This window comes from Roseovarius roseus (assembly GCF_043355935.2).
Taxonomy (GTDB): Bacteria; Pseudomonadota; Alphaproteobacteria; order Rhodobacterales; family Rhodobacteraceae; genus Roseovarius; species Roseovarius roseus.
In genome coordinates this window covers 337,018-359,031 of record NZ_JBHFPE020000003.1, presented here as the reverse complement: position 1 = coordinate 359,031, position 22,014 = coordinate 337,018, and the positions used below count along the sequence as shown (strand labels likewise).

Annotated in this window: 19 protein-coding genes; 13 read left to right on the top strand and 6 right to left on the bottom strand. The window is 64.5% G+C overall.

What is annotated here, in order from left to right:
* Positions 1-52: 52 nt before the first annotated feature.
* Entirely contained in the window at positions 53-385 is a 333-nt protein-coding gene (locus ACEWPL_RS08050; protein WP_393933255.1) for an Hpt domain-containing protein, read from the top strand.
* Positions 386-399: 14 nt separating this feature from the next.
* Here ACEWPL_RS08050 and ilvA read toward each other — a convergent pair whose 3' ends face one another.
* Positions 400-1,638 carry a threonine ammonia-lyase IlvA gene (gene ilvA, locus ACEWPL_RS08045; RefSeq protein WP_393933253.1) on the bottom strand — a complete coding sequence of 413 codons (1,239 nt, stop codon included), beginning with the start codon at positions 1,636-1,638 and terminating at the stop codon, positions 400-402.
* A 174-nt stretch (positions 1,639-1,812) separates the two neighbouring features.
* Here ilvA and ACEWPL_RS08040 point away from each other — a divergent pair, with 174 nt between their 5' ends.
* Positions 1,813-3,039, top strand: coding sequence for an argininosuccinate synthase (locus ACEWPL_RS08040; RefSeq protein ID WP_393933251.1), 1,227 nt, complete (start codon positions 1,813-1,815; stop codon positions 3,037-3,039).
* Between the two features lie 83 nt (positions 3,040-3,122).
* Here the strand turns inward: ACEWPL_RS08040 and ACEWPL_RS08035 are convergent, their stop codons facing one another.
* Both ACEWPL_RS08035 and ACEWPL_RS08030 read right to left on the bottom strand, forming a co-directional pair.
* Complete coding sequence (locus tag ACEWPL_RS08035; protein WP_393933248.1) at positions 3,123-3,674, bottom strand: ActR/PrrA/RegA family redox response regulator transcription factor; 552 nt, start codon at positions 3,672-3,674, stop codon at positions 3,123-3,125.
* 79 nt (positions 3,675-3,753) lie between these two features.
* Entirely contained in the window at positions 3,754-4,383 is a 630-nt protein-coding gene (locus ACEWPL_RS08030) for an SCO family protein (protein ID WP_393933246.1), read from the bottom strand.
* A 52-nt stretch (positions 4,384-4,435) separates the two neighbouring features.
* Here ACEWPL_RS08030 and regB point away from each other — a divergent pair, with 52 nt between their 5' ends.
* The 11 genes from regB (at position 4,436) to ACEWPL_RS07975 (ending at position 19,707) form a co-directional block, all read left to right on the top strand.
* Positions 4,436-5,866 (top strand): sensor histidine kinase RegB, encoded by a 1,431-nt coding sequence (regB, locus tag ACEWPL_RS08025; protein WP_393933244.1) that lies wholly within the window; start codon positions 4,436-4,438, stop codon positions 5,864-5,866.
* A 271-nt stretch (positions 5,867-6,137) separates the two neighbouring features.
* Positions 6,138-7,487, top strand: coding sequence for a PAS domain-containing protein (locus ACEWPL_RS08020; protein ID WP_393933242.1), 1,350 nt, complete (start codon positions 6,138-6,140; stop codon positions 7,485-7,487).
* Between the two features lie 40 nt (positions 7,488-7,527).
* Entirely contained in the window at positions 7,528-8,007 is a 480-nt protein-coding gene (gene tsaE, locus ACEWPL_RS08015) for a tRNA (adenosine(37)-N6)-threonylcarbamoyltransferase complex ATPase subunit type 1 TsaE (RefSeq protein ID WP_393933240.1), read from the top strand.
* Entirely contained in the window at positions 8,000-9,010 is a 1,011-nt protein-coding gene (locus ACEWPL_RS08010; protein ID WP_393933238.1) for an aminoglycoside phosphotransferase family protein, read from the top strand. The genes tsaE and ACEWPL_RS08010 overlap by 8 nt, the downstream gene beginning before the upstream one ends.
* Positions 8,986-9,678: a nucleotidyltransferase family protein gene (locus ACEWPL_RS08005; RefSeq protein ID WP_393933236.1), complete on the top strand. Its 693-nt coding sequence runs from the start codon at positions 8,986-8,988 to the stop codon at positions 9,676-9,678. Before ACEWPL_RS08010 ends, ACEWPL_RS08005 begins: the two co-directional genes overlap by 25 nt.
* A complete protein-coding gene (gene addB / locus ACEWPL_RS08000; RefSeq protein WP_393933234.1) occupies positions 9,671-12,598 on the top strand; it encodes a double-strand break repair protein AddB in 2,928 nt (975 codons plus the stop codon). Before ACEWPL_RS08005 ends, addB begins: the two co-directional genes overlap by 8 nt.
* Positions 12,595-15,930 carry a double-strand break repair helicase AddA gene (gene addA, locus ACEWPL_RS07995; RefSeq protein ID WP_393933232.1) on the top strand — a complete coding sequence of 1,112 codons (3,336 nt, stop codon included), beginning with the start codon at positions 12,595-12,597 and terminating at the stop codon, positions 15,928-15,930. Before addB ends, addA begins: the two co-directional genes overlap by 4 nt.
* A gap of 54 nt (positions 15,931-15,984) precedes the next feature.
* The gene (gene trxA, locus ACEWPL_RS07990) at positions 15,985-16,305 is read left to right on the top strand and encodes a thioredoxin (protein WP_377171877.1); all 321 of its coding nucleotides are present in this window, start codon (positions 15,985-15,987) and stop codon (positions 16,303-16,305) included.
* A 122-nt stretch (positions 16,306-16,427) separates the two neighbouring features.
* The gene (gene hslV / locus ACEWPL_RS07985; protein ID WP_393933229.1) at positions 16,428-16,985 is read left to right on the top strand and encodes an ATP-dependent protease subunit HslV; all 558 of its coding nucleotides are present in this window, start codon (positions 16,428-16,430) and stop codon (positions 16,983-16,985) included.
* A 63-nt stretch (positions 16,986-17,048) separates the two neighbouring features.
* The gene (hslU, locus tag ACEWPL_RS07980) at positions 17,049-18,353 is read left to right on the top strand and encodes an ATP-dependent protease ATPase subunit HslU (RefSeq protein WP_393933227.1); all 1,305 of its coding nucleotides are present in this window, start codon (positions 17,049-17,051) and stop codon (positions 18,351-18,353) included.
* A gap of 130 nt (positions 18,354-18,483) precedes the next feature.
* Positions 18,484-19,707 (top strand): MFS transporter, encoded by a 1,224-nt coding sequence (locus ACEWPL_RS07975; RefSeq protein WP_393933225.1) that lies wholly within the window; start codon positions 18,484-18,486, stop codon positions 19,705-19,707.
* On the opposite strand, the gene ACEWPL_RS07970 is transcribed toward ACEWPL_RS07975, so the two are convergent.
* The 3 genes from ACEWPL_RS07970 to ACEWPL_RS07960 are packed head-to-tail and all read right to left on the bottom strand — an operon-like array spanning position 19,690 to position 21,964.
* Positions 19,690-20,283: a Smr/MutS family protein gene (locus ACEWPL_RS07970; RefSeq protein ID WP_393933223.1), complete on the bottom strand. Its 594-nt coding sequence runs from the start codon at positions 20,281-20,283 to the stop codon at positions 19,690-19,692. The genes ACEWPL_RS07975 and ACEWPL_RS07970 overlap by 18 nt on opposite strands.
* Positions 20,283-21,317, bottom strand: coding sequence for a murein transglycosylase A (gene mltA, locus ACEWPL_RS07965; protein ID WP_393933221.1), 1,035 nt, complete (start codon positions 21,315-21,317; stop codon positions 20,283-20,285). The genes ACEWPL_RS07970 and mltA overlap by 1 nt, the downstream gene beginning before the upstream one ends.
* Entirely contained in the window at positions 21,314-21,964 is a 651-nt protein-coding gene (locus ACEWPL_RS07960; RefSeq protein WP_393933219.1) for a Tim44/TimA family putative adaptor protein, read from the bottom strand. The genes mltA and ACEWPL_RS07960 overlap by 4 nt, the downstream gene beginning before the upstream one ends.
* Positions 21,965-22,014 lie beyond the last annotated feature (50 nt).

The following is a 22,014-nucleotide window of genomic DNA, read 5'->3' as shown; positions in this document are numbered from 1 at the left end:
TAACGTCGCCTTAACGCCGTTTGCGGAAAGTAAGCCCAGCAGGAGGACAGCGATGATTGATTGGGCTAGGATTGCGGAACTGCGCAGCGAAATCGGCGCCGACGATTTTGCGGAGGTCGTGGAGCTTTTTCTGGAGGAGGTAGAGGGAGAGATCACCCAATTGCTACCCGGCGCCGACGCACAAACCCTGGAATCGCGCCTTCATTTCCTCAAAGGAAGCGCGCTCAACCTAGGCTTCACCACCTTCTCATCCCTTTGCCAGCATGGCGAATCCGCGGCGGCAGACGGGCGAACGGATGCCGTGGACCTACCCGCGACAATCGCGAGCTACCACGCGGCCAAAGCCGAGTTTCTCAGCGGCTTGCCACGTCTGGGCGCAGAATGAACCGGCTAGCGGGACTAGATCAGGAATTCCGCAAGGACGCTGTCATCGGTGATATCGCGATAGGTAAATCCCGCCTCCGAAAATGCGGTAAGCAGGCGCGCGAAGTTCTCTTCGCGGCTGGTTTCGATACCGATCAGGACCGAACCGAAATTGCGCGCCGATTTCTTGAGATACTCGAACCGCGCGATATCATCATCCGGACCCAGCAAGTTGAGAAAATCCTTGAGCGCACCGGGGCGCTGCGGCAGGCGGAGGATAAAGTACTTCTTCACGCCGGAATGGCGCTGGGCACGCTCCTTGACCTCGGGCAGACGCTCGAAATCGAAATTGCCGCCGGAGGTGACACAGACCACGGTCTTGCCCCGGATCCGGTTGCGCATGTCCTTGAGCGCATCCACCGCCAGCGCGCCCGCCGGCTCCAGCACGATACCCTCGATGTTCAGCATCTCGATCATCGTGGTGCACAGCCGATCCTCGTTGACCGTCACCACTTGGCCAGGATCAAGATGACTGAGCCGCGCAAATGTCTTGGCGCCGATCTGGGCCACCGCCGCGCCGTCGGCAAAGTTGTTGACGTGATCCAGCCGCACCGGCGCGCCCGCCATCAGCGCCGCCTGAAGGCTCGCGCCGCCTTGTGGCTCCACCAAGGTTATCTCTGCCCGGTCCGCGAGATAGCTTGTCACACCCGATGACAGGCCACCGCCACCGACCGGCATGACGATATGATCCGGCATTCCGCCAAGATCGCGCTCTATCTCGACCATCACGGAGGCCTGCCCCTCAATCACATCCTCATCGTCGAAGGGCGACAGGAAATGCCCGCCCATACTGGCGCAATAATACTGCGCGGCGGCGAGTGTGACATCGAAATAATCCCCGGTCAGCTCGATCCGGATGTTGTCTCCACCAAAAATCCGGGTCTTGCCGATCTTTTGCTGCGGCGTCGTCACCGGCATGAAGATCACGCCCTCGACCCCGAAATGGCGGCACATGAAGGCAACGCCTTGTGCATGATTGCCCGCGCTGGCGCAAACAAAGACCGGCGCCGGGCCGCCCTTCGCCAGCACCTTGCGCATCGCGTTGAACGCGCCGCGCAGCTTGTAGGACCGCACCGGCGTCAAATCCTCGCGCTTGAGCAGGATGTTGGCCTCATAGCGCTCTGACAGATGCTCGTTGCGTTGCAGGGGCGTCGCGTCGAACACATCACGCATCGCGGCTTCGGCCGCCCGTGCTTTTTGCTGAAAATCACTCATGTCGACATGCCTGCCCCAAGCAATGTGCGCGCGCAAGAGGGCAGATGCGCCGGTCTCGTATCCGAAAGCCTCGGTCAAATCCCCGACGCCTCATGATCGGCAGATCCTGCCCCACCTTGCCCAGCGCCAAAAAACCGGATACCTCCCGCCGCGACCCTGACAAAGGAAATGCACATGTCTGCGCCCAAGAAAGTCGTGCTGGCCTATTCCGGCGGCCTCGATACCTCGATCATCCTGAAATGGCTGCAAACCGAATATGGCTGCGAGGTGGTCACCTTCACCGCCGATCTCGGTCAGGGCGAAGAACTGGAACCGGCGCGCGACAAGGCGATCACCCTCGGGATCAAGCCCGAGAACATTCATATCGAGGATGTGCGCGAGGAATTCGTGCGCGATTTCGTCTATCCGATGTTCCGCGCCAATGCGCTTTACGAAGGGCTCTACCTGCTCGGCACCTCCATCGCCCGTCCGCTGATCTCCAAGCGGCTTGTCGAGATTGCCGCCGAAACCGGCGCCGACGCCGTGGCCCATGGCGCCACGGGCAAGGGCAATGACCAGGTCCGGTTCGAACTGGCGGCCTATGCGCTCAACCCCGATATCAAGGTGATCGCCCCCTGGCGCGAATGGGATCTGACCAGCCGGACCAAGCTGATCGACTTCGCCGAGAAAAACCAGATCCCCATCGCCAAGGATAAACGTGGCGAGGCGCCCTTCTCGGTCGATGCGAACCTCCTGCACACCTCGTCCGAGGGCAAGGTGCTGGAAGACCCCGCCGAGATGGCACCCGATTACGTCTATCAGCGCACGGTATCCCCCGAGGATGCACCGGACACGCCCGAATTCATTGAGATCGGGTTCGAGCGCGGCGATGCGGTCTCGATCAATGGCGAGGCGCTTAGCCCCGCCACAATCCTCACCCGTCTGAACGAGCTGGGCGGGAAGCACGGCATTGGCCGGCTTGATTTCGTCGAAAACCGCTTTGTCGGGATGAAATCGCGCGGCATCTATGAAACCCCCGGCGGCACCGTCCTGCTTGAGGCGCATCGCGGGATCGAGCAGATCACGCTCGATTCCGGCGCGGGCCACCTCAAGGACAGCCTGATGCCCCGCTATGCCGAGTTGATCTACAACGGCTTCTGGTTCTCGCCCGAGCGCGAGATGCTGCAGGCCGCCATCGACAAGAGCCAGGAACACGTGACCGGGACCGTCAAGCTGAAGCTCTACAAGGGCGCCGCCACCTGCGTCGGTCGCTGGTCGGATCATTCGCTCTATTCCGAGGCGCATGTGACGTTCGAGGATGACGCGGGCGCTTACGATCAAAAGGACGCGGCCGGCTTCATCCAGCTGAACGCGCTTCGTCTCAAGCTCCTGGCCGCACGCAACCGCCGCCTGAAAGGCTGAACACAGCTCTGGAGGGCAGGCGCCCCCTGCCCTTCATCTTGCTAAAAATACTCAAAAAACGCCGCAACGCGCGCGGCTATACGTTATCTGGGCGACCGCTTCGCCAAGATACGCTGCAACGTTCTGCGATGCATGTTGAGCCGCCGGGCGGTCTCGGACACGTTGCGGTCACACAGCTCATAGACGCGCTGAATATGCTCCCACCGCACGCGATCCGCGCTCATCGGATTTTCCGGCGGAGGCGGCATGTCGTCACCCGTCGCCATCAGCGCGTTGGTGATGTCGGTGGCATCCGCGGGCTTGGAGAGGTAATCCGTGGCGCCGATCTTGACCGCGGCCACGGCGGTGGCAATCGCGCCATATCCGGTCAGAACGACGACGCGGCTTTCGGGGCGATGCTCGCGGATGACCTCCACGACGTCCAGCCCGTTGCCGTCCTCAAGGCGCAGATCGCAGACGGCGTAGGCCGGCGGGCGGGCCTCCGCCGCGGCCCGTCCTTCGGCAACGGAGGTGGCAACCTCGACGTCGAAGCCACGCTTTTCCATCGCCTTTGCCAGGCGACGGACAAACGCTTCGTCATCATCGACCAACAGCAGCGACGAATCGCTGCCAAGGTCCAGCTGGGTTTCGGCCATCACACGCGCTCCAATTCACTCGAATGCTTGAATAGGAGTTAGGCCGCCCCGGCCTCCGCGTCAAACGGCGAAACGCCGTTCAGCTGGCCTCGACAAAGCACTGAACCTTGTCCGCCATCTCCTCGCCCGTGGTTTCGCGGCGGAAAAACTCGACAAAGCCGCGGCCGGGCAGCGTCAGATAGGTGAAGGTCGAGTGATCGACGAGGTAGTATTCCTCTTCCCCTTCGGCAGGCTCATGGGCCTTGTAAAACGTACGGTACGCTTGACTGGCGGCTTTGACCTGCTCGGGCGAGCCGGTGAGGCCCAGCATGCGAGGATGCATTGCGTCTGTGAAATCTGCAACGACCTCTGGCGTATCGCGCGCCGGATCGACCGAGATAAAAATCGGTTTGACCATGATCCCGCGTTCTTCGAGGATTTCGGTCGCCTCGGCGTTGCGCGCCACGTCCAGCGGGCAGACATCGGGGCAGAAGGTGTAGCCGAAATAAATCAGCGAGGGCTGGTCCAGCACCTCTGCGCTGGTGACGGTCGCGCCTGTCTCATCGACCAGCGTGAAATCCCCCCCGATGCTTGCGCCGCCATCGGCAACGGCCGTGCTGCGGCACTGGGCGAAGTCCCCGCCCCCGTCGCGGCCGGCCGTGATCAGGTAGATACCCCCCAGCACGATGATCAGGGCAAGGCCGGCGGCGATGGCGAAAATGCGGGTCATGAGGGAATCCTTCCGGCTGGGCAAGTGCATGTGATTGTGCCACATCTACCCCATGCCTCTACCGACACAACAGGGCGAATTATCGCAGACAGGCGCGCAGATCGAGGTCGCTCCGCGCGGCCGTGGCGCCTGGATCCGGTTGCGCACGCTGATCCTGCTGCGCTGGTGGGCGATCATCGGTCAGATATCGGCGGTGATCGTGGTCGAGCGCTATATGGGCATCGAGATCGAGACGGGTCTTTGCTATCTTGTAATCGGCGCGGCCATCGTCAGCAACCTCGTCGCCTCGCTGGTCTTTCCAGCGACCAAACGGCTGAGCGAGACGGAGAACCTCGCCGTCGTGCTCTTCGATCTGCTGCAACTGGGATTGCTGCTTTATCTCACCGGCGGGCTGAACAATCCGTTCTCGGTTCTGATCGTCGGGCCGGTGATCGTCTCGGCCTCGTCTCTCTCGTCCCGATCGACCCTGTTTCTGGGCATGACGGCCATTCTGATCGTCACGGCGCTGGCACGGTTTCACCTCGATCTGCGCAGCGAGGCCGGCTTTGTCATGCAGATGCCCGCGATTTTCCTGTTCGGAACATGGGTCGCCATCGTGATCGGCATCGTCTTCCTCGGCGTCTATTCACGCTGGATCGTAACCGAGATCCGCGCGATGTCGGGCGCGCTGCAGGCGACGCAAATGGCACTGGCGCGGGAACAGAAGCTGACGGATCTGGGCGGTGTCGTCGCCGCCGCCGCGCATGAACTAGGGACACCCCTGGCCACGATCAAGCTGACCAGCGCCGAGCTGGCCAGCGATCTGCCCGAGGGCAGCGACATGCGCGAGGATGCCCTGCTGATCGGCCAGCAGGCCGACCGGTGCCGCGACATCCTGCGCTCAATGGGCCGGGCCGGCAAGGATGACCTGCATCTGCGGCAGGCCCCCTTCACCGCCGTCGTCGAAGAGGCGGGCGAGCCGCATGCCGACCGGGGCAAGACGCTTCTGTTCGACCATGCCGCAGTGGGGGGCGATACGGGCGGCCCGCCGGTCATCCTGCGCCGCCCCGAGGTGATCCACGGGCTGCGAAACCTCATTCAGAACGCCGTCGATTTCGCCGATGCCCGCGTCTGGATCGAGACGCGCTGGTCGCCCACGCGCATCACGCTGCGCATCATGGATGACGGGCCGGGATTTCCCCCACATTTGCTGAGCCGCATCGGAGATCCCCTGATTCCGCGCCGCGCACGCGGCTTGGGATCCAAATCGCGTCGGCCCGAATATGAGGGCATGGGCCTTGGCCTTTTCATCGCCAAGACGCTGCTGGAGCGCTCGGGCGCAGATCTCAGCTTTGCCAATGGATCGGACAGTTTTCAGGGCGATTCGGGCATGCATGAGAGGACTGGCGCCGTCGTCGAAGTGGTCTGGTCCCGTGCAGAGCTGGAGGTCGGCAAGGATCGCCCGACTGGCGGCATCGGGCGGAACATGCCGATAAACGACTGATTTTCCGACCGTTCCGGGCTTCGTATCGATTTACGTGTATTGCTTAACCGCGCGTTAACCAGTGTCGGGACAAATTCAGTTCCAGGCAGGGACGAAGGGGACGCGCTGATGCTGTGGCTACAACTGGGCTTGATCGCCGGGGGGATTTCCTTCGGTATATTGTGGCTGAATATTGTGGCTGATCGGGCGTCTGGCCCCGTCTCCCCGCAGCGCGCCCGAAATACCGTCTCCGCCCAAAGGGGAGGCCGTCTTTCTCTTCGACGGGGACGTCATGTCGGATCACGACGCCGGGGCGCTGCCAGAAGGCGAGCCCGAGGCAATGACTTGGCCGAAAATCCGCGACTGGCTGTCCCCGCGCTTTGATGGATTGCCGGAGAGCCTGAGTGATCTGTCGCCCGTCGCCACGATCAAGCTGCGCCCGCGCGAGGATCATGACACCGCGCGGCTCAAATTGGTGCGCAGTGTTCATGGCACGCGGGTCGTGCTGAGTGATCCACCGCATGCCTGCCCGGCCGAGCGGCACGAAATGCTGATCGCCAAGGCCCGCATGGAGGATATCACCGACGCATTCGCGCGTGCGCCTCATCCCATCTGGAAGACGGGCCTGGGCGGTAAGGTCATCTGGCAGAACGACGCCTCGAAGGTGGCCTTCGATCCTGCGGCCCATAGCGACACGCTGTCCAATGACGATAGCGGCAAGGGAGGCGTCACCCGCCTTTCCGTTACGCCCGAAGGTGCAGCGCGCACCCGCTGGTACGAGGTCAGCCGGGCAGAGCATTCATGGGGTGCGCTGCATCATGCGACGGATATTACCAAGGTCGTCAATGCTGAGCGGATGCAGAAGGATTTCGTTCAGACCCTGACCAAGACCTTTGCCTATCTCACGATCGGCCTCGCCGTTTTCGACCGCAATCGCAAGCTGGCGCTGTTCAACCCGGCCCTTGTTGACCTCACCTCGCTTGGCGTCGATTTCCTGAGCGGTCAGCCCGACCTCATGGCGTTCTTCGACAAGTTGAGGGATCGGCGCGTCATGCCCGAGCCGCGAAGCTATGCCTCTTGGCGCACCCAGATTGGCGAGGTGATCGGCGCAGCCGAAGGCGGCCTGTATCAAGAAACGTGGTCGCTGCCCAACGACGTCACCTACCGCGTCACCGGAAGGCCCCACCCCGACGGGGCGGTCGCGTTCCTTTTCGAGGATATCTCGGCCGAGGTGATGCTGGCCCGGCGCTTTCGCTCGCAACTGGATCTGCGGCAGGCGGCGCTGGACAGCATGCCGGAGGCGGTCATGGTCATCGGCCCGAACGGCGTTCTCGCCTTCTGCAATACCTCGGCCATCGACCTTCTGGGCGTCGATCCGGACACCTGCTTTGCCGACATGTCGATTTCGGATCTGATGCGCGCCTGCGCTCGGGCCCTGCCCGCGCCGCCTGTCTGGACTGAGGTCGAAGAGCAACTGCGCATGCGCCAGCAGAAAAGCGCGCTGCGCAAAGCCGCCGAGATCGCGCCGGGCCACAGCCTGACATACCGGGTCGAGCTTCTGCCCGGTGGCGCGCGAATGCTGATCCTGCGCAGCCGCGCCGAGTCTGCCGCCAAACCCCCTGCCCGGCTCGCGGCTGGCTGATCGCTGTTGCAGGCGACGGCGGCGCGTGTAGTGTCGGGCCATGCACAGCCGCACCACCTGCACCCTACCCTCTGACGGCCCGGACCGAACCTGCGACATCGCATGTCGGCTTGGTGCCCTTCTGGGGCCGGGCGATACCGTCTTGCTCAGCGGCGATATCGGCGCAGGCAAGACGCATTTCGCGCGCTGCCTCATCCAGTCGCTGCTGACGGCGCCCGAGGACGTTCCCTCACCCACCTACACGCTGGTGCAGACCTACCTTGGCAAGCCCGGCGAGATCTGGCACGCCGATCTCTATCGGCTGGGCGATCCGAACGATGTGTTCGAGCTGGGCTTGACCGAGGCGTTCGAAACCGCGATCTGCCTGATCGAGTGGCCCGACCGGCTGGGCGATCTGGCGCCGCGCACGGCGTTGGGACTGGACATCACGGCCGGGGATGCGCCCGATGACCGTGTTCTGACATTTTCCGGCGATGTCGCCGCATGGGCCGCACGGCTGGAGGACCTTGCAAATGACTGACCGCACCGAGCTTGCAGCCCGCTTTCTGAACGGTACGGACTGGGCGGGCGCAGACCTCTCGCCCCTCGCCGGTGATGCGTCGAACCGGCGCTACATGCGTGTGGCGCGCGGCGGCGACAGTGCCGTCCTGATGGACGCGCCCGCCGAGCGCGGCGAGGATGTGCGGCCCTTTATCGCAATCGCCGGGCACCTGTCGGACATGGGCCTGAGCGCGCCACGCATCTTGGCGCAGGATGTCCAGAATGGCTTTCTACTGCTTGAGGATCTGGGCGACGATCTCTTTGCGCGGGTGATCCCTCGCACCCCTGCATGCGAGAGAGGTCTCTACGAGGCCGCGACCGACGTGCTGGTCCACCTCCATGCACAGGCACTGCCACCCGATCTGCCCCCCTATGACCCGCCCTTGATGGCCAACTTGGCGATGCTCGCCTTCGATTGGTATGCGAATGATCCGGACAGTGTCCGGCGCGCGGCGGCGCATGCCGCTGTTCTGGCCACCCTGGCCTCCGATGCCAGCGAGAACACCGTGCTGATCCAGCGCGACTACCACGCCGAGAACCTGCTCTGGCTACCGGATCGCGAAGACCCAGCGCGGGTCGGATTGCTGGATTTTCAAGACGCGATGCGGGGGCATCCGGCCTATGACCTCGTCTCGCTCCTGCAGGATGCCCGCCGCGACGTGCCCGCCGAGATCGAACAGGACATGATCGCGCGCTATGTCGAGCGGACAGGGGTCGATGCCCGGCAGTTCGATGCGGCCTATCACGTGCTGGGCGCACAGCGGAACCTGCGGATTATCGGCGTCTTTGCCCGGCTTTGCCTGCGCGACGGCAAGGGGCATTACATCGACCTCATCCCGCGCGTCTGGGCGCTATTGGAGCGTGATCTGGCCCATCCGGCGCTGGCGCAGCTGGCGCCGCTGATCATAAGCGCATTGCCCGCCCCGACACCTGAATTTCTCAACGATCTGAGGCAACGATGCGCCACACTCCCGACGCCCTGATGCTGTTCGCCGCCGGGTTTGGCACGCGGATGGGCAGCCTGACCCAGGACCGCCCCAAGCCGTTGATCGAGGTCGCGGGGCGCCCCCTTCTGGACCACGCGCTGGAGATTGCCGAGGCGGCGCGCATCGGGCGCATCGTGGTCAACACGCATTACAAGGCCGAGCAGATCGCCGCCCATCTGGCCGGGCGCGATGTCGCGATCTCGCATGAGGCGGGCGAGATCCTCGATACCGGTGGCGGGCTCCGCGCTGCCATGCCGCTTTTGGGTGGCTCACCAGTCTATACGATGAACACCGATGCTGTCTGGCGCGGCCCGAACCCTCTGGCACAACTGGCGCAGGCGTGGGACGAAGGCAGGATGGACGCGCTGCTGCTGTGCCTGCCCCCCGCCCAAGCCATCGGCCACGTGGGCAGCGGCGATTTCACGCTGGACGATCAGGGCCGCGCCGCGCGCGGGCCGGGCCTTATCTACTCGGGCGCGCAGATCATCCGGACGGATGCGCTGGCCAAGATGCCCGAGGGCGCGTTCTCGCTTAACAAACTATGGGACAGGATGATGGCCGAGGGCCGGCTTTATGGCACGGTCTACAGCGGCCAATGGTGCGATGTCGGGCATCCGGGCGGCATTGCCCTGGCCGAGAATATGCTGGCGATGCCCGATGTTTAAGCGCGAGGACACCGCGCGCGTCTTTGGCCTTCCGCCCGGCGTCGATTTTCCCGATCAGCTGATCGCAGGGACGTTGAGCCGCCTTGATGGCGCGCCGCCCGAGGCGCTGGGACGCGTGCATCTGATCGTCAACACCAGGCGGATGGCCCGGCGGATTCAGGGGCTGCTTGCAGTGGGCCCCGCGCGGTTGATGCCCCGCATTTCGCTGGTGGCGGAACTGGGACGCGACTGGACAATGACCGATATCGCCCCGCCCGCCCCGCCGCTGCGCCGGCGGCTGGAGTTGATTCAGTTGATCTCTTCCCTGCTCGAGGCGCAGCCGGATCTGGCTCCGCGCACCGCGCTTTACGATCTGGCCAACAGCCTTGCCACCCTGATGGACGAGATGGAGGGCGAAGGCGTCTCGCCCGACGTGATCGATCGGCTCGATGTCAGTGACCAGTCCGGCCATTGGGAGCGCATTCGTACCTTTCTCAACATCGTGCGCCACTTTACCGAAGGGCGGGGCGCACCGGGGGCCGAGGCGCGGCAACGGCGCGTAATCGAACGGATGATCGCGCGGTGGCAGGACGCACCCCCGCAGCATCCGGTTCTGCTTGCCGGGTCGACCGGATCGCGCGGCACGACACAGATGTTGATGCAGGCCGTGGCGCGCCTGCCGCAAGGGGCCGTGATTCTCCCCGGCTTTGATTTCGACACGCCCGAGCATGTCTGGGCCTCGATGAGCGACGCGATGCTGAGCGAGGATCACCCGCAATACCGCTTTCAGGCTCTGCGCAACGCGCTTGGGCTGGACGAGGTGCCGCGCTGGATCGAGGCGCAGCCCTACAGCCCGGCACGCGCCAAGCTGGTATCGCTTGCGCTGCGCCCGGCGCCGATCACCGATCAATGGCTGGATGAGGGGCCAAGGCTGGACGGGATCGCCGAGGCGATGGACGGTGTCACCCTGATCGAGGCGCCGTCGCACCGGATTGAGGCGCTGACCATCGCGATGCGCCTGCGCGAGGCCGCCGAGACGGGGCAAACCGCCGCGCTGATCACGCCGGATCGCGGATTGACGCGGCGCGTTGCCGCCGCGCTGGACCGCTGGGGCATCATCCCCGATGACAGCGCGGGCATCCCCTTGCACCTGTCGCCGCCGGGACGGTTTCTGCGCCATGTGGCGGAGCTGTCGCTGCGCCCGCTGACCGCCGAGGCGCTGTTGACGCTGCTCAAGCATCCGCTGACCCATACAGGCGGCCAGCGCGGCACGCATCTGCGCCTCACCCGCGAGCTGGAGCTGAACCTGCGCCGCAACGGGCCTCCCTTCCCCACCGCTGAAAGCGTCGCGGACTGGGCGGCAAAGCACTCCGAGCCGTTGGCGGCGGATTGGGCCAATTGGATCGGGCGCTGGCTGACCGGGCAGGACGCGCCGGATGCGATGCCGCTCGATACCCGTGTCACCAGGCATCTTGCCGCCGCCGAGGCTATCGCGGATGGCTGCGCCCCCGAGCGTGCCAGCGAGCTCTGGCAGAAGGATGCGGGCAAGACCGCGCGCGATGTCTGCAACCTGCTGACCGCCGAGGCGGAGCATGGCGGCGACATGACGGCGACGGATTACGCCGCCCTCTTCGCCGCCCTTTTGCGGGGCGAACAGGTGCGCAGCGCCGAGGCGCCCCATTCCGGCATCTTGATCTGGGGCACGCTGGAGGCTCGTGTTCAGGGCGCCGATACGCTGATCCTTGCCGGGCTGAACGAGGGAAGCTGGCCCGAAGCGCAGACACCCGATCCGTGGCTGAACCGCGCGCTACGGCACCGCGCCGGTCTGCTCTTGCCGGAAAGGCGCATCGGTCTGGCAGCGCATGATTTCCAGCAAGCGGTACTGGCCAGCGAGGTCTGGCTGACCCGCAGCACCCGCTCGGACGAGAGCGAGACGGTCGTGTCGCGCTGGCTGAACCGCATCCAGAATCTGATGTCGGGCCTGCCGGAACAGGGCGGGACGGCCGCACTGGCCGCGATGCGCCAGCGAGGTCAGGATTGGCTGGTCCGCGCCGCGCAACTGGAGGCGACTCTGCGCATAGATCCGGCGCCGCGTCCTGCCCCTTGCCCGCCCCTGGATGCGAGACCAAACCGCCTGTCAGTGACTGAGATCAAGCGTCTGATCCGCGATCCCTACGCCATCTACGCCAAGCATGTGCTGGGTCTGCGCCCGCTCGATCCGCTGATGCGCGCGCCCGATGCGCTCTTGCGCGGGATCGTGCTGCACGCGGTGCTGGAGCGCTTCATCAAGGATAGCGTCGACGCGCCGGAACGGCTGACACGCGAGGTGCTGATGGACCTTGCGCAGGACGTGCTGTCGCGCGAGGTCCCTTGGGCCGAGGCGCGCACGCTTTGGCTTGCGCGGCTTGAGCGTGTGGCCGACTGGTTCATTGAGACCGAGGAGGCGCGCCGCGCCCTCGCCATGCCCACCGCTTTCGAGGCGAGAGGTCAGGCGGAGATGGCCGATCTCGGCTTTACCCTCGTCGCCGAGGCCGACCGGATCGACATCGACGCGCGTGGCTGCCTGCATATTTACGACTACAAGACCGGCAAGCCGCCCGGCCCCAAGGAACAGACGCAGTTCGACAAGCAATTGCTGCTGGAGGCCGCCATCGCCCAGCGCGCCGGGTTCGGCGATCTGGCCCCCTGCCAAGTGGCGCGCGCCGTCTATATCGGCCTCGGCGCGATACCGGCTGAGACGCTGGCGCCGCTTGATGACGAGCCGCCCGAGAAGGTCTGGGAGGGTCTGCATGATCTGATCGCGGCCTATCGGAACATTCGCAAGGGATATGTCGCGCGCCGCGCCATGCGCAAACAGGACGATGCGGGCGATTACGATCAGCTGGCACGCTTTGGCGAATGGGACATCACCGACGATCCCACCCCGCAGGAGATGACATGACCCAGCGCGACGACGCCACATTGCGCCAGATCACGGCGGCGCAGCCGGGCAATTCGACATGGCTCAGCGCGAATGCCGGATCGGGCAAGACCCGCGTTCTGACCGACCGGGTGGCGCGATTGCTGCTGAACGGGGTCGATCCGCAGCATATCCTGTGCCTCACCTACACCAAGGCCGCGGCCAGCGAGATGCAGAACCGCCTGTTCGCACGGCTGGGCCAGTGGGCCATGCTGGACAGTGCCAGCCTAGGCCTCGCGCTGCGCGATCTGGGGGCCGAGGGGCCGATGGGCGACACCGCCTTGCGCGATGCGCGCCGCCTGTTCGCCCGCGCGATCGAGGCGCCGGGCGGCCTCAAGATCCAGACGATCCATTCCTTCTGCGCCTCGCTTCTGCGCCGCTTTCCGCTGGAGGCCGGGGTCAGCCCTCAATTCGTCGAGATGGAGGAGCGCACAGCCAAGCTCTTGCGCGCTGAGATCGTCGAGGAAATCGCCGCCGGCCCCCACGCCGCCAAGCTGGACGCGCTGGCACGCTACCACACAGGCGAGACACTGGACGATTTGACGCGTGAGATTGCCAGCCGGGCGCCCATGTTCGAAGCGCCCTGGACCGAGGCGGGCCTCGCCAACGCGATGGGCCTGCGCCCGGACGTGACCGCGCGCAGTATCGAGGATGAGGTATTTTCGGGGGGAGAGTCGGCTTTTTTCAGCCGTCTAGTGAATGAAATGGCATCAGGCAAGCCAACCGATACAAAGGCAGCGGTCAAGCTGCGCCACATCTCATCGCTCGGCTATGACGCTCTACCGATACTGGAGGATGTGTTCCTCACCAAGTCCGGCAAGGCGCCCTTTACCGTTTCTTCGCGGTGCCCGACCAAGGATGTGCGCACGGCGCTGGGTGACGGCATGGACCTGATCGACGCCTGGTTGCACCGGGTCGAGGCGGCCCGGCCAAAGCGCATCGCGCTGGAGGCGACGCGCCTCGCGGTGGCGTTGCAGGAATTCGCGCAGGTTTTTCTGCCCGCCTATGCGAAGGCCAAACAGCTGCGCGGCTGGCTCGATTTCGACGACCTGATCCTGCGCGCGCGGGCATTGCTGACACGCTCGGACGTGGCGGCCTGGGTGCTTTTTCGGCTGGATGGAGGTATCGACCACATTCTAGTGGACGAGGCGCAGGACACCAGCCCCGTGCAATGGCAGGTGATCGACCGTCTGGCACAGGAATTCACCGCAGGCGAGGGCGCGCGGCAGAACGTGGAGCGGACGATCTTTGTCGTGGGCGACAAAAAGCAGTCAATCTATTCGTTCCAAGGCGCCGATCCGCGTGAATTCGACCGGATGCAGCGCAATTGGTCGGATCGCCTCGCCGCTGCCGGAACGCCGTTGCAAAGCCAGCGACTCGAGCATTCCTTTCGATCGTCCAGCGCGATTCTGGATGCGGTCGATGCGACCTTCCGAAACTTGCAGGATTCGGGGTTTTCCCCGGATCAGAGCCACATTTCCTTTTGGCCGGACATGCCGGGCCGCGTCGATCTGTGGCCCGTCAATCCGGCGGCCGAGCCTGCCGATCCGCCGCCTTGGCATACGCCCGTCGACATCAAGGCCGAGGATGATCCAAGTGTCATTCTGGCCCGGCAGATCGCGGATACCATCGCGCGAATGATCACCGAGCAGCAGCCCATTCCCGGCGGCGACGGCATGCGCCCCGTGCGCGCGGGCGATTTCCTGATCCTCGTGCAGTCCCGTAGCGACATCTTTCACGAGATCATCAGCGCCTGCAAAACGCGCGGCCTGCCCATCGCCGGGGCCGACCGGATGAAGGTCGCGGCCGAGCTGGCGGTCAAGGATCTGGCGGCAATCCTGTCGTTCCTATCGACCCCCGAGGATGATCTTTCGCTGGCCATCGCGCTGCGCTCGCCCCTTCTGGGCTGGGACGAGGCGCAGCTCTATGCCTTGGCGCAGGGGCGCGGGCGCAAATACCTTTGGGAAGTGCTGCGCGACAGGGCAGAAAATTTTCCCGACACGATGGCCGTTATGAACGACCTTCGCGATCAGGCCGATTTCCTGCGGCCCTATGATCTGATCGAGCGCATCCTGACCCGCCATGATGGCCGCCGCCGGATGCTGGCGCGTCTGGGCCCCGAGGCCGAGGACGGCATCGACGCGCTTTTGTCTCAGGCGCTGGCCTATGAGCAGAAGGCGGTGGATAGCCTCACCGGCTTTCTCGTCTGGCTCGAGACCGATGACCTGGAGATCAAGCGCCAGATGGACGCCGCAGGAGATCTGATCCGCGTGATGACCGTGCATGGTGCAAAGGGGTTAGAAGCGCCCATTGTGATCCTGCCCGAGACGGGCAAGCGCAAGAATGAGGTGCGTGCCCAGTTGCTTGACCTCGGCGGGGCGCCTGTGTGGCGCGCAAAATCAGGGGTTATACCGGAGGCCCAAAGCACCGTTCTCGACCGGATGAAGGATGCCCAGGCAGCCGAGCGGGACCGTTTGCTTTACGTGGCCATGACGCGCGCGGAAAAATGGTTGATCGTCGCCTCCGCCAAGGAGCCGGGCGAGAATGGCGATAGCTGGTACGAAAAAATCAGGGGCGGCCTGACACATTTGGGGGCTGCCCCTTACCGCATCCACGGCGGCGACGGCCTGAGGCTGGAGCGTGGCGATTGGACCGGCGCGGTGCAGGCCCCAGCGCCCGAGGAAATGCGCCAGCCGGCCCCCCTGCCAGCCCATTTCAGCACCCATGCCCCCGCCATGCCGGACGCCACCGCGCCGCGCAGCCCGTCGGATCTGGGCGGCGCCAAGGCACTGCCGGGTGACGCCGGTCAGGACGAGGATGCGGCCAAGCTGCGCGGCACGCAGATCCATGCCTTGCTGGAGTTCCTGCCCAACCAGCCCGAAGCCGAATGGCCCGGAATCGCCGCGCGGATCCTGCCCGCAGCGCCGAATGTGCAAGACCTGCTGGACGAGACCGCGCGCTGTATCACCTCCGCCGATCTCTCGCAGCTCTGGGCGCCCGCCGCGCTGCCCGAAGTCGGTATAACCGCCGAACTGTCGGGCCTTGGCCGCCTGCAAGGGGTGATCGACAGGCTGATCCTGACGGAGGGCGCGGCCTTGATCGTCGATTTCAAGACGAATGCCACCGTACCCGAGACGCCCGAGGCCTGCCCCGACGGCCTTTTGCGGCAGATGGGAGCTTATGCGGCGATGGCCGCGCTGTTATATCCGGACCGCCGGATCGATACCGCGATCCTCTGGACCCGGACCGCCACACTCATGTCCCTGCCGCACGATCTTGTGACATCTGCGCTGGCGCGGGCTGTGGCAACTTGACCTTGCGCCCCTCGCTCCATAGGTAATTGTCGAACCCAAGCGCAGGAGAGACCCATGGCAACCGTAGCCGTCACCGATGATACTTTCGACGCCGAAGTAAAGAATTCCGACATCCCCGTCGTGGTGGATTTCTGGGCCGAGTGGTGCGGCCCGTGCAAGCAGATCGGCCCCGCTCTGGAAGAGCTGTCGAGCGAGATGGAAGGCAAGGTCAAGGTCGTGAAAGTCGACGTGGACAGCAATCCGAACTCCGCCGTGGCGATGGGCGTGCGCGGTATCCCCGCGCTCTTCATCTTCAAGAACGGGGAGGTCGTCTCGAACCGTTCGGGCGCAGCCCCCAAGGCCGCCCTGCAAAGCTGGATCGAAGACTCGATCTGAGGCGACCCTGGCACCGTGATTTCAAAGGGCGCCCCGGTGGCGCCCTTTTTGCTGCGCGCTGCAAAACTTGCGATCTGCCCGCGCGGCTTCCATATAGGCGCAAACGCGACAGGAGGACGACAATGGCCAGCGACCAATTTCCCGGATGGCACGGCACCACCATCATCGGCGTGCGCAAGGGCGGCGAGGTGGTGATTGCCGGTGACGGACAGGTCAGTCTTGGCCAGACGGTGATCAAGGGCAGCGCCCGCAAAGTGCGCCGTCTCAGCCCCGGCGGCTTCGAGGTGGTCGCGGGCTTTGCCGGATCGACCGCCGATGCCTTCACCCTGCTGGAACGGCTGGAGAGCAAACTGGAGGCAACACCCGGCCAGCTGCAGCGCGCCAGCGTCGAACTGGCCAAGGACTGGCGCACCGATAAATACCTGCAAAAGCTGGAGGCGATGCTGATCGTCACGGACGGCAAGGATCTCTATGTCATCACCGGCGCCGGCGACGTGCTGGAGCCCGAGCATGACGTGACCGCCATCGGATCGGGCGGGAATTTCGCCCTCGCCGCCGCGCGCGGCATGATCGACTCGGATCGCAATGCCGAAGAGATCGCGCGCGCCGCCATGGCGATCGCCGCCGATATCTGCGTCTACACCAACGGAAACCTGACCGTGGAGAAGATCGGCGGCTGACCCCCGCCGCTTGTCTTTCCGCTGCCCATGCTTACGTTCCCCGAGACCGCAAAAGGAAACCGCATGACCGACCTGACCCCCCGCGAAATCGTGAGCGAGCTTGACCGCTTCATCATCGGGCAAAAGGACGCCAAGCGGGCGGTTTCCGTCGCGCTGCGCAATCGCTGGCGGCGCAAGCAGCTGTCCAGCGATCTGCGGGACGAGGTTTACCCCAAGAACATCCTGATGATCGGCCCCACAGGCGTCGGCAAGACCGAAATCAGCCGCCGCCTGGCCAAACTGGCGCGCGCGCCCTTCATCAAGGTGGAGGCGACCAAGTTCACCGAGGTCGGCTATGTCGGCCGCGATGTCGAGCAGATCATCCGCGACCTTGTCGACAGCGCCATCGCCATGATCCGCGAGCAGATGCGCGAGGACGTCAACTCAGCCGCCCGCACCGCTGCCGAAGAGCGCGTCATTTCGGCCATCGCAGGCGAGGATGCCCGCGACGGCACGCGCGAGATGTTCCGCAAGAAGCTGAAATCGGGCGAGCTCGATGACACCGTGATCGAGTTGGAAGTCGCCGACAGTTCCAGCCCGATGGGCATGATGGACATTCCCGGTCAGCCCGGCGGCGGCCAGATGATGAATTTGGGCGACATCTTCGGCAAGGCATTCGGTGGGCGCACCACCAAGCGCAAGGTAACCGTTGCGGACAGCTATGACATCCTGATCGGCGAAGAGGCCGACAAGCTCCTCGATGACGAAACGATCAACCGCGCTGCGCTGGAGGCGGTCGAGCAGAACGGCATCGTCTTTCTTGACGAGATCGACAAGGTCTGCGCCCGCACCGACGCGCGCGGAGGCGAGGTCAGCCGCGAAGGCGTGCAGCGCGACCTGCTGCCCCTGATCGAGGGCACGACCGTCAGCACGAAATACGGCGCGGTCAAGACCGACCATATCCTCTTCATCGCGTCCGGCGCATTCCACATCGCCAAGCCATCGGACCTTTTGCCCGAACTTCAGGGCCGCCTGCCCATCCGGGTCGAGCTGCGCGCGCTGACCGAGGCTGATTTCGTCCGCATCCTGACCGAAACGGACAATGCCCTTACCCGACAGTACACCGCCCTCATGGGCACCGAGGAGGTTACCGTCGATTTTACGCAGGACGGCATCGAGGCTTTGGCGCGCATCGCCGCCGAGGTGAACTCATCGGTCGAGAATATCGGCGCGCGCCGCCTTTACACCGTGATGGAGCGCGTCTTCGAAGAGCTGAGCTTTGACGCGCCCGACCGCGCCGGCGACAGCGTGACCGTCGACGCCGCTTTCGTCGACAAGAACCTGGGCGAGCTGGCCAAATCCACCGATCTCAGCCGCTACGTGCTCTAGCGCCGCACCCGGCTTTTCTTGGGGTAAAATACCCGGATCCTGACTATGCAGGGCGCGATGATATTTCTTCATCGCGCCCTGCAGCCGTTTCACGCTTTCCTTCTTCGCACTTTCGCGCCACCAAAGGCGGATGCAAACGCTCATCTTCCTGCGCGATAACGCCCGCTGGCTCGCTGCCGGGGTGCTGCTGACTTTCCTCAGCAGCTTCGGTCAGACATTCTTCATCTCGATCTTTGCAGGGGAAATCCGCGCGGCCTTCGGGCTGAGCCACGGGGAATGGGGCGGGATCTATTCGCTTGGCACGACGGTCTCGGCCGTTCTGATGGTCTGGGCGGGCGGGCTGACGGATGTGTTTCGCGTGCGCGTCATCGGGGCCGTCATCTTTGGCGGGCTGGCGCTCGCTTGCGCCGCGATGGCGCTCAATCCGGTCTGGTGGCTCTTGCCCGTCATCATCTTTGCGCTGCGCTTTACCGGGCAGGGGATGAGCAGCCATATCGCCGTGGTCGCCATGGCGCGGTGGTTCATCGCGGCGCGGGGCCGGGCGCTCTCGGTGGCCAAGCTGGGCTTTTCGCTGGGCGAGGCGGTGCTGCCGGTGACCTTCGTCGCGCTGATGCTGGTGATGGACTGGCATTTCCTGTGGCTGATCGCGGCGGGCATAGCGGTGATGGGCGCGCCCGTCCTGCTTCTCTTGCTGCGCCAGGAACGGACGCCGCAAAGCCATGCCGAAGGCGGGCAAAGCCTCGGGATGGAGGCGCGGCACTGGACGCGCAACCAGACGTTCCGGCATTGGCTCTTCTGGTTCATGATCCCGGCATTGCTGGGCCCCTCAGCCTTCAACACCGCTTTCTTCTTTCACCAGGTCCATATTGCCGAGGTCAAGGCGATGTCCCATGTCGAGCTGGTGGCGATGTTTCCCTTCTATACCGCCGTGAGCATCGGGGCGATGATCCTCAGCGGCTGGGCGCTGGACCGGGTCGGCACACCGCGGCTGATCCCGTGGATGCAGGTGCCGATGGTGGTGGCTTTCGCGATTTTCGCCATGGCCCAGAGCAGCTGGGGCATGCTGGCGGGCTTTTTCTTTCTGGGTCTGAATACCGGGTTCAACAACACGCTGCCTTCGGCCTTCTGGGCCGAGTTCTACGGCACCCGGCACATCGGCTCGATCAAGGCGATGGCGGCGGCCGTCATGGTGCTCGGCTCGGCCATCGGACCGGGCGTCTCGGGCGTGGGCATCGACCTTGGGATCGGGATCGAGACGCAATTCTGGTGGATCGCGGTCTTCTTTGTCATCTCCACGACATTGATGGTGATCGGCGTTGGCCGGGCCAAGGTGCTGCTACCGGGGCCGGCGTAGATAGACGTAATAGGCGCCGCCGCCGCCATGGCGGTTATGGGCGTTGGTCACCTGCAGGACGAGGCCGGCCAGCGGCGGCACACTCAGCCAATGGGGCACATTGTGGCGCAGCACGCCGTGGCGCACGGGAATCGGGCCATCCTCATCGCTGCGCCGCCCTTTGCCGGTGATGACCAGAACCAGACGCTTGCCCTGACCATGCGCGCGCAGGATGAAGCCGCGCAGCGCGCCATGCGCGCGGTCCGCGGTCATGCCATGCAGGTCGATACGCGCCTCGGGTGCCAGCTTGCCACGTTTGAGCCGGCCGTAGGCCTTGTGATCCATCGCGACGGGCTGCGATTTCAGCCTGTCCGCAAGGGCTGGCAAGACATCATGCGCGTGACCGCTACGGGAGGCCTTCTGCCCAAGTTTGAAATGTTGGACGGGGGCGGGGGCAGGGCGCTCCGGCTCGTGCTTGGGCGCGGCGGGTTTGGGCGGCGCCTTTGGACGGGGCTGCGCCGGGTGCAGCGCCTCGGCCGTGCGCGCCACCTGCCGCCACAGGTCCAGCTCGTCGGGTTTCAGGCGCCTGCGGGACATCAGATGGCATCCGGCGCCAGCGCATAGGCGCGCTGAATCGGCATCAGGACCAGCATCCGGCCCGGATCACGGAGTTGGCCCGCCGCCCGGCCTGCCGCATCACCCGTCCCCATGAAGAGGTCAGCGCGCTGCGCGCCCTTGATGGCCGAGCCGGTATCTTGGGCGATCATCAGGCGGCGCACCGGATCGGCGCCGTCTTTTTCGATCCAGACAGGCGCCCCCAGCGGCACGAATTTGGGGTCGATGGCCACGGAGCGGCCCGTGGTGATCGAGCGGTTCATCGCGCCGCGCGGCCCAAGCTCGGGCCGTAGATCGTCGATCCGGCGGAAAAAGACATAGGACGGATTATGCAGCAGTAGCTCGGCACCGTCTTCGGGATTGCGCCGCACCCAATTCTTGATCACCTCGGCTGACACCTGATGGACCTCATAGATCCCGCGCCGCACCATCTCGGCTCCGATCGAGCGGTAGTCATGCCCGTTCGAACCGCCATATCCAACACGAATCATGCGCCCATCTGTTAGTTTGATCCGTCCAGACCCTTGAATTTGCAAGAAGAACAGCTCTACCGGGTCGTCGACCCAGGCAATCTCGAGCCCCCGGTTCTGCATCGTCTCGCCACTCTCGATCTCGCGGCGGCTGAGCCAGATGCTGGCGGCGCGTGACTCGGGCGGCTGACGGTAGATTGGATAGCGAAATCGATCGCTTCGCCGCAGTGAACCGCTCAGTTCGGGCTCGAAATACCCCGTGAAAAGGGCAGGGCGCCCTTCGGTGATCAGAACGGGGCGAAAGAACAGCTCAAAAAAATCCCGTGCGCCGGGGCCGTTCTGCGCCAACGCGCAGAGCGCGCGCCAGTCGACATCCGTCATGTCGGCGCAGGTATCATTGAAAACGCGAAGGGCGGCAGCGTGATCGTCACGCTCCCACCCATCCAGATCTTCAAAGCTGAGAATATCGTAGCGCGCCTCGGCCTGCGCTGCGGTGCCGACAAGCCCCACCGCAAGCGCAACTGCGGCAAGCGCCGCCTTGATCATTCGCCCGTCGCGACGAGCCGCCAATTGGGATCGTCGGCGCCCATCATGCGCTCGAATGTCCAGACGTCCTTCTGACGCTTGGATTTACCGGGCTCGCCCTCGATGACCTTACCCTCGGCATCCTTCACGACCGACACAAGCTCGCCCACGAATTTGACGGTGATATCCGCCACGCCTTCCTCAAAGCTGGCACTGGACAGCGTCATGTCGCGAATACCGATGAATTCGGCTTCGATCGTCAGGCCTTTCTCCTCGCGGATGGCGACCACCTCGGAGAAGGAGTCGTAGACATCTTCGGACAGAAATTCACGCACCTCTTCCATCTCACCGCGCTCGAAGGCCATCAGGATCATCTCGTAGGCGCCGCGTGCGCCGCCAAGGAAATCGGCCACGCCAAAGGATGGCTCGGCTCGCTTCATCTCGGCAAGGGCCGCTGCGGTCTCGCTGTCTTCGGGCACGTGGTCGATGATGTCGCGGTCTGGCCCGCCCTCGATCACCTCAAGGTTATGCGTGCGCTGCGCCGGGGCAGGGCGCGCCTCGGGCGACGGCTCGTGTCCGTCGCGCGTGCCCAGAACGCTTTTCAGCCTCAGGATCAGGAAAACAGCGATGCCCGCAAGCACCAAAAGCTGCAGAATGGGCGAGTTCATGAGCACCTCATCAGGGCAATACGTTGAAATTCGTTTACTTGCGTTCTTAT

What these genes read in the sequence shown, in the direction of transcription:
- ACEWPL_RS08050 (WP_393933255.1), top strand. Translation starts at nt 53, where the DNA reads ATGATTGATTGGGCTAGGATTGCGGAACTGCGCAGCGAAATCGGCGCC.
- ilvA (WP_393933253.1), bottom strand. Translation starts at nt 1,638, where the DNA reads ATGAGTGATTTTCAGCAAAAAGCACGGGCGGCCGAAGCCGCGATGCGT.
- ACEWPL_RS08040 (WP_393933251.1), top strand. Translation starts at nt 1,813, where the DNA reads ATGTCTGCGCCCAAGAAAGTCGTGCTGGCCTATTCCGGCGGCCTCGAT.
- ACEWPL_RS08035 (WP_393933248.1), bottom strand. Translation starts at nt 3,674, where the DNA reads ATGGCCGAAACCCAGCTGGACCTTGGCAGCGATTCGTCGCTGCTGTTG.
- ACEWPL_RS08030 (WP_393933246.1), bottom strand. Translation starts at nt 4,383, where the DNA reads ATGACCCGCATTTTCGCCATCGCCGCCGGCCTTGCCCTGATCATCGTG.
- regB (WP_393933244.1), top strand. Translation starts at nt 4,436, where the DNA reads ATGCCTCTACCGACACAACAGGGCGAATTATCGCAGACAGGCGCGCAG.
- ACEWPL_RS08020 (WP_393933242.1), top strand. Translation starts at nt 6,138, where the DNA reads ATGTCGGATCACGACGCCGGGGCGCTGCCAGAAGGCGAGCCCGAGGCA.
- tsaE (WP_393933240.1), top strand. Translation starts at nt 7,528, where the DNA reads ATGCACAGCCGCACCACCTGCACCCTACCCTCTGACGGCCCGGACCGA.
- ACEWPL_RS08010 (WP_393933238.1), top strand. Translation starts at nt 8,000, where the DNA reads ATGACTGACCGCACCGAGCTTGCAGCCCGCTTTCTGAACGGTACGGAC.
- ACEWPL_RS08005 (WP_393933236.1), top strand. Translation starts at nt 8,986, where the DNA reads ATGCGCCACACTCCCGACGCCCTGATGCTGTTCGCCGCCGGGTTTGGC.
- addB (WP_393933234.1), top strand. Translation starts at nt 9,671, where the DNA reads ATGTTTAAGCGCGAGGACACCGCGCGCGTCTTTGGCCTTCCGCCCGGC.
- addA (WP_393933232.1), top strand. Translation starts at nt 12,595, where the DNA reads ATGACCCAGCGCGACGACGCCACATTGCGCCAGATCACGGCGGCGCAG.
- trxA (WP_377171877.1), top strand. Translation starts at nt 15,985, where the DNA reads ATGGCAACCGTAGCCGTCACCGATGATACTTTCGACGCCGAAGTAAAG.
- hslV (WP_393933229.1), top strand. Translation starts at nt 16,428, where the DNA reads ATGGCCAGCGACCAATTTCCCGGATGGCACGGCACCACCATCATCGGC.
- hslU (WP_393933227.1), top strand. Translation starts at nt 17,049, where the DNA reads ATGACCGACCTGACCCCCCGCGAAATCGTGAGCGAGCTTGACCGCTTC.
- ACEWPL_RS07975 (WP_393933225.1), top strand. Translation starts at nt 18,484, where the DNA reads ATGCAAACGCTCATCTTCCTGCGCGATAACGCCCGCTGGCTCGCTGCC.
- ACEWPL_RS07970 (WP_393933223.1), bottom strand. Translation starts at nt 20,283, where the DNA reads ATGTCCCGCAGGCGCCTGAAACCCGACGAGCTGGACCTGTGGCGGCAG.
- mltA (WP_393933221.1), bottom strand. Translation starts at nt 21,317, where the DNA reads ATGATCAAGGCGGCGCTTGCCGCAGTTGCGCTTGCGGTGGGGCTTGTC.
- ACEWPL_RS07960 (WP_393933219.1), bottom strand. Translation starts at nt 21,964, where the DNA reads ATGAACTCGCCCATTCTGCAGCTTTTGGTGCTTGCGGGCATCGCTGTT.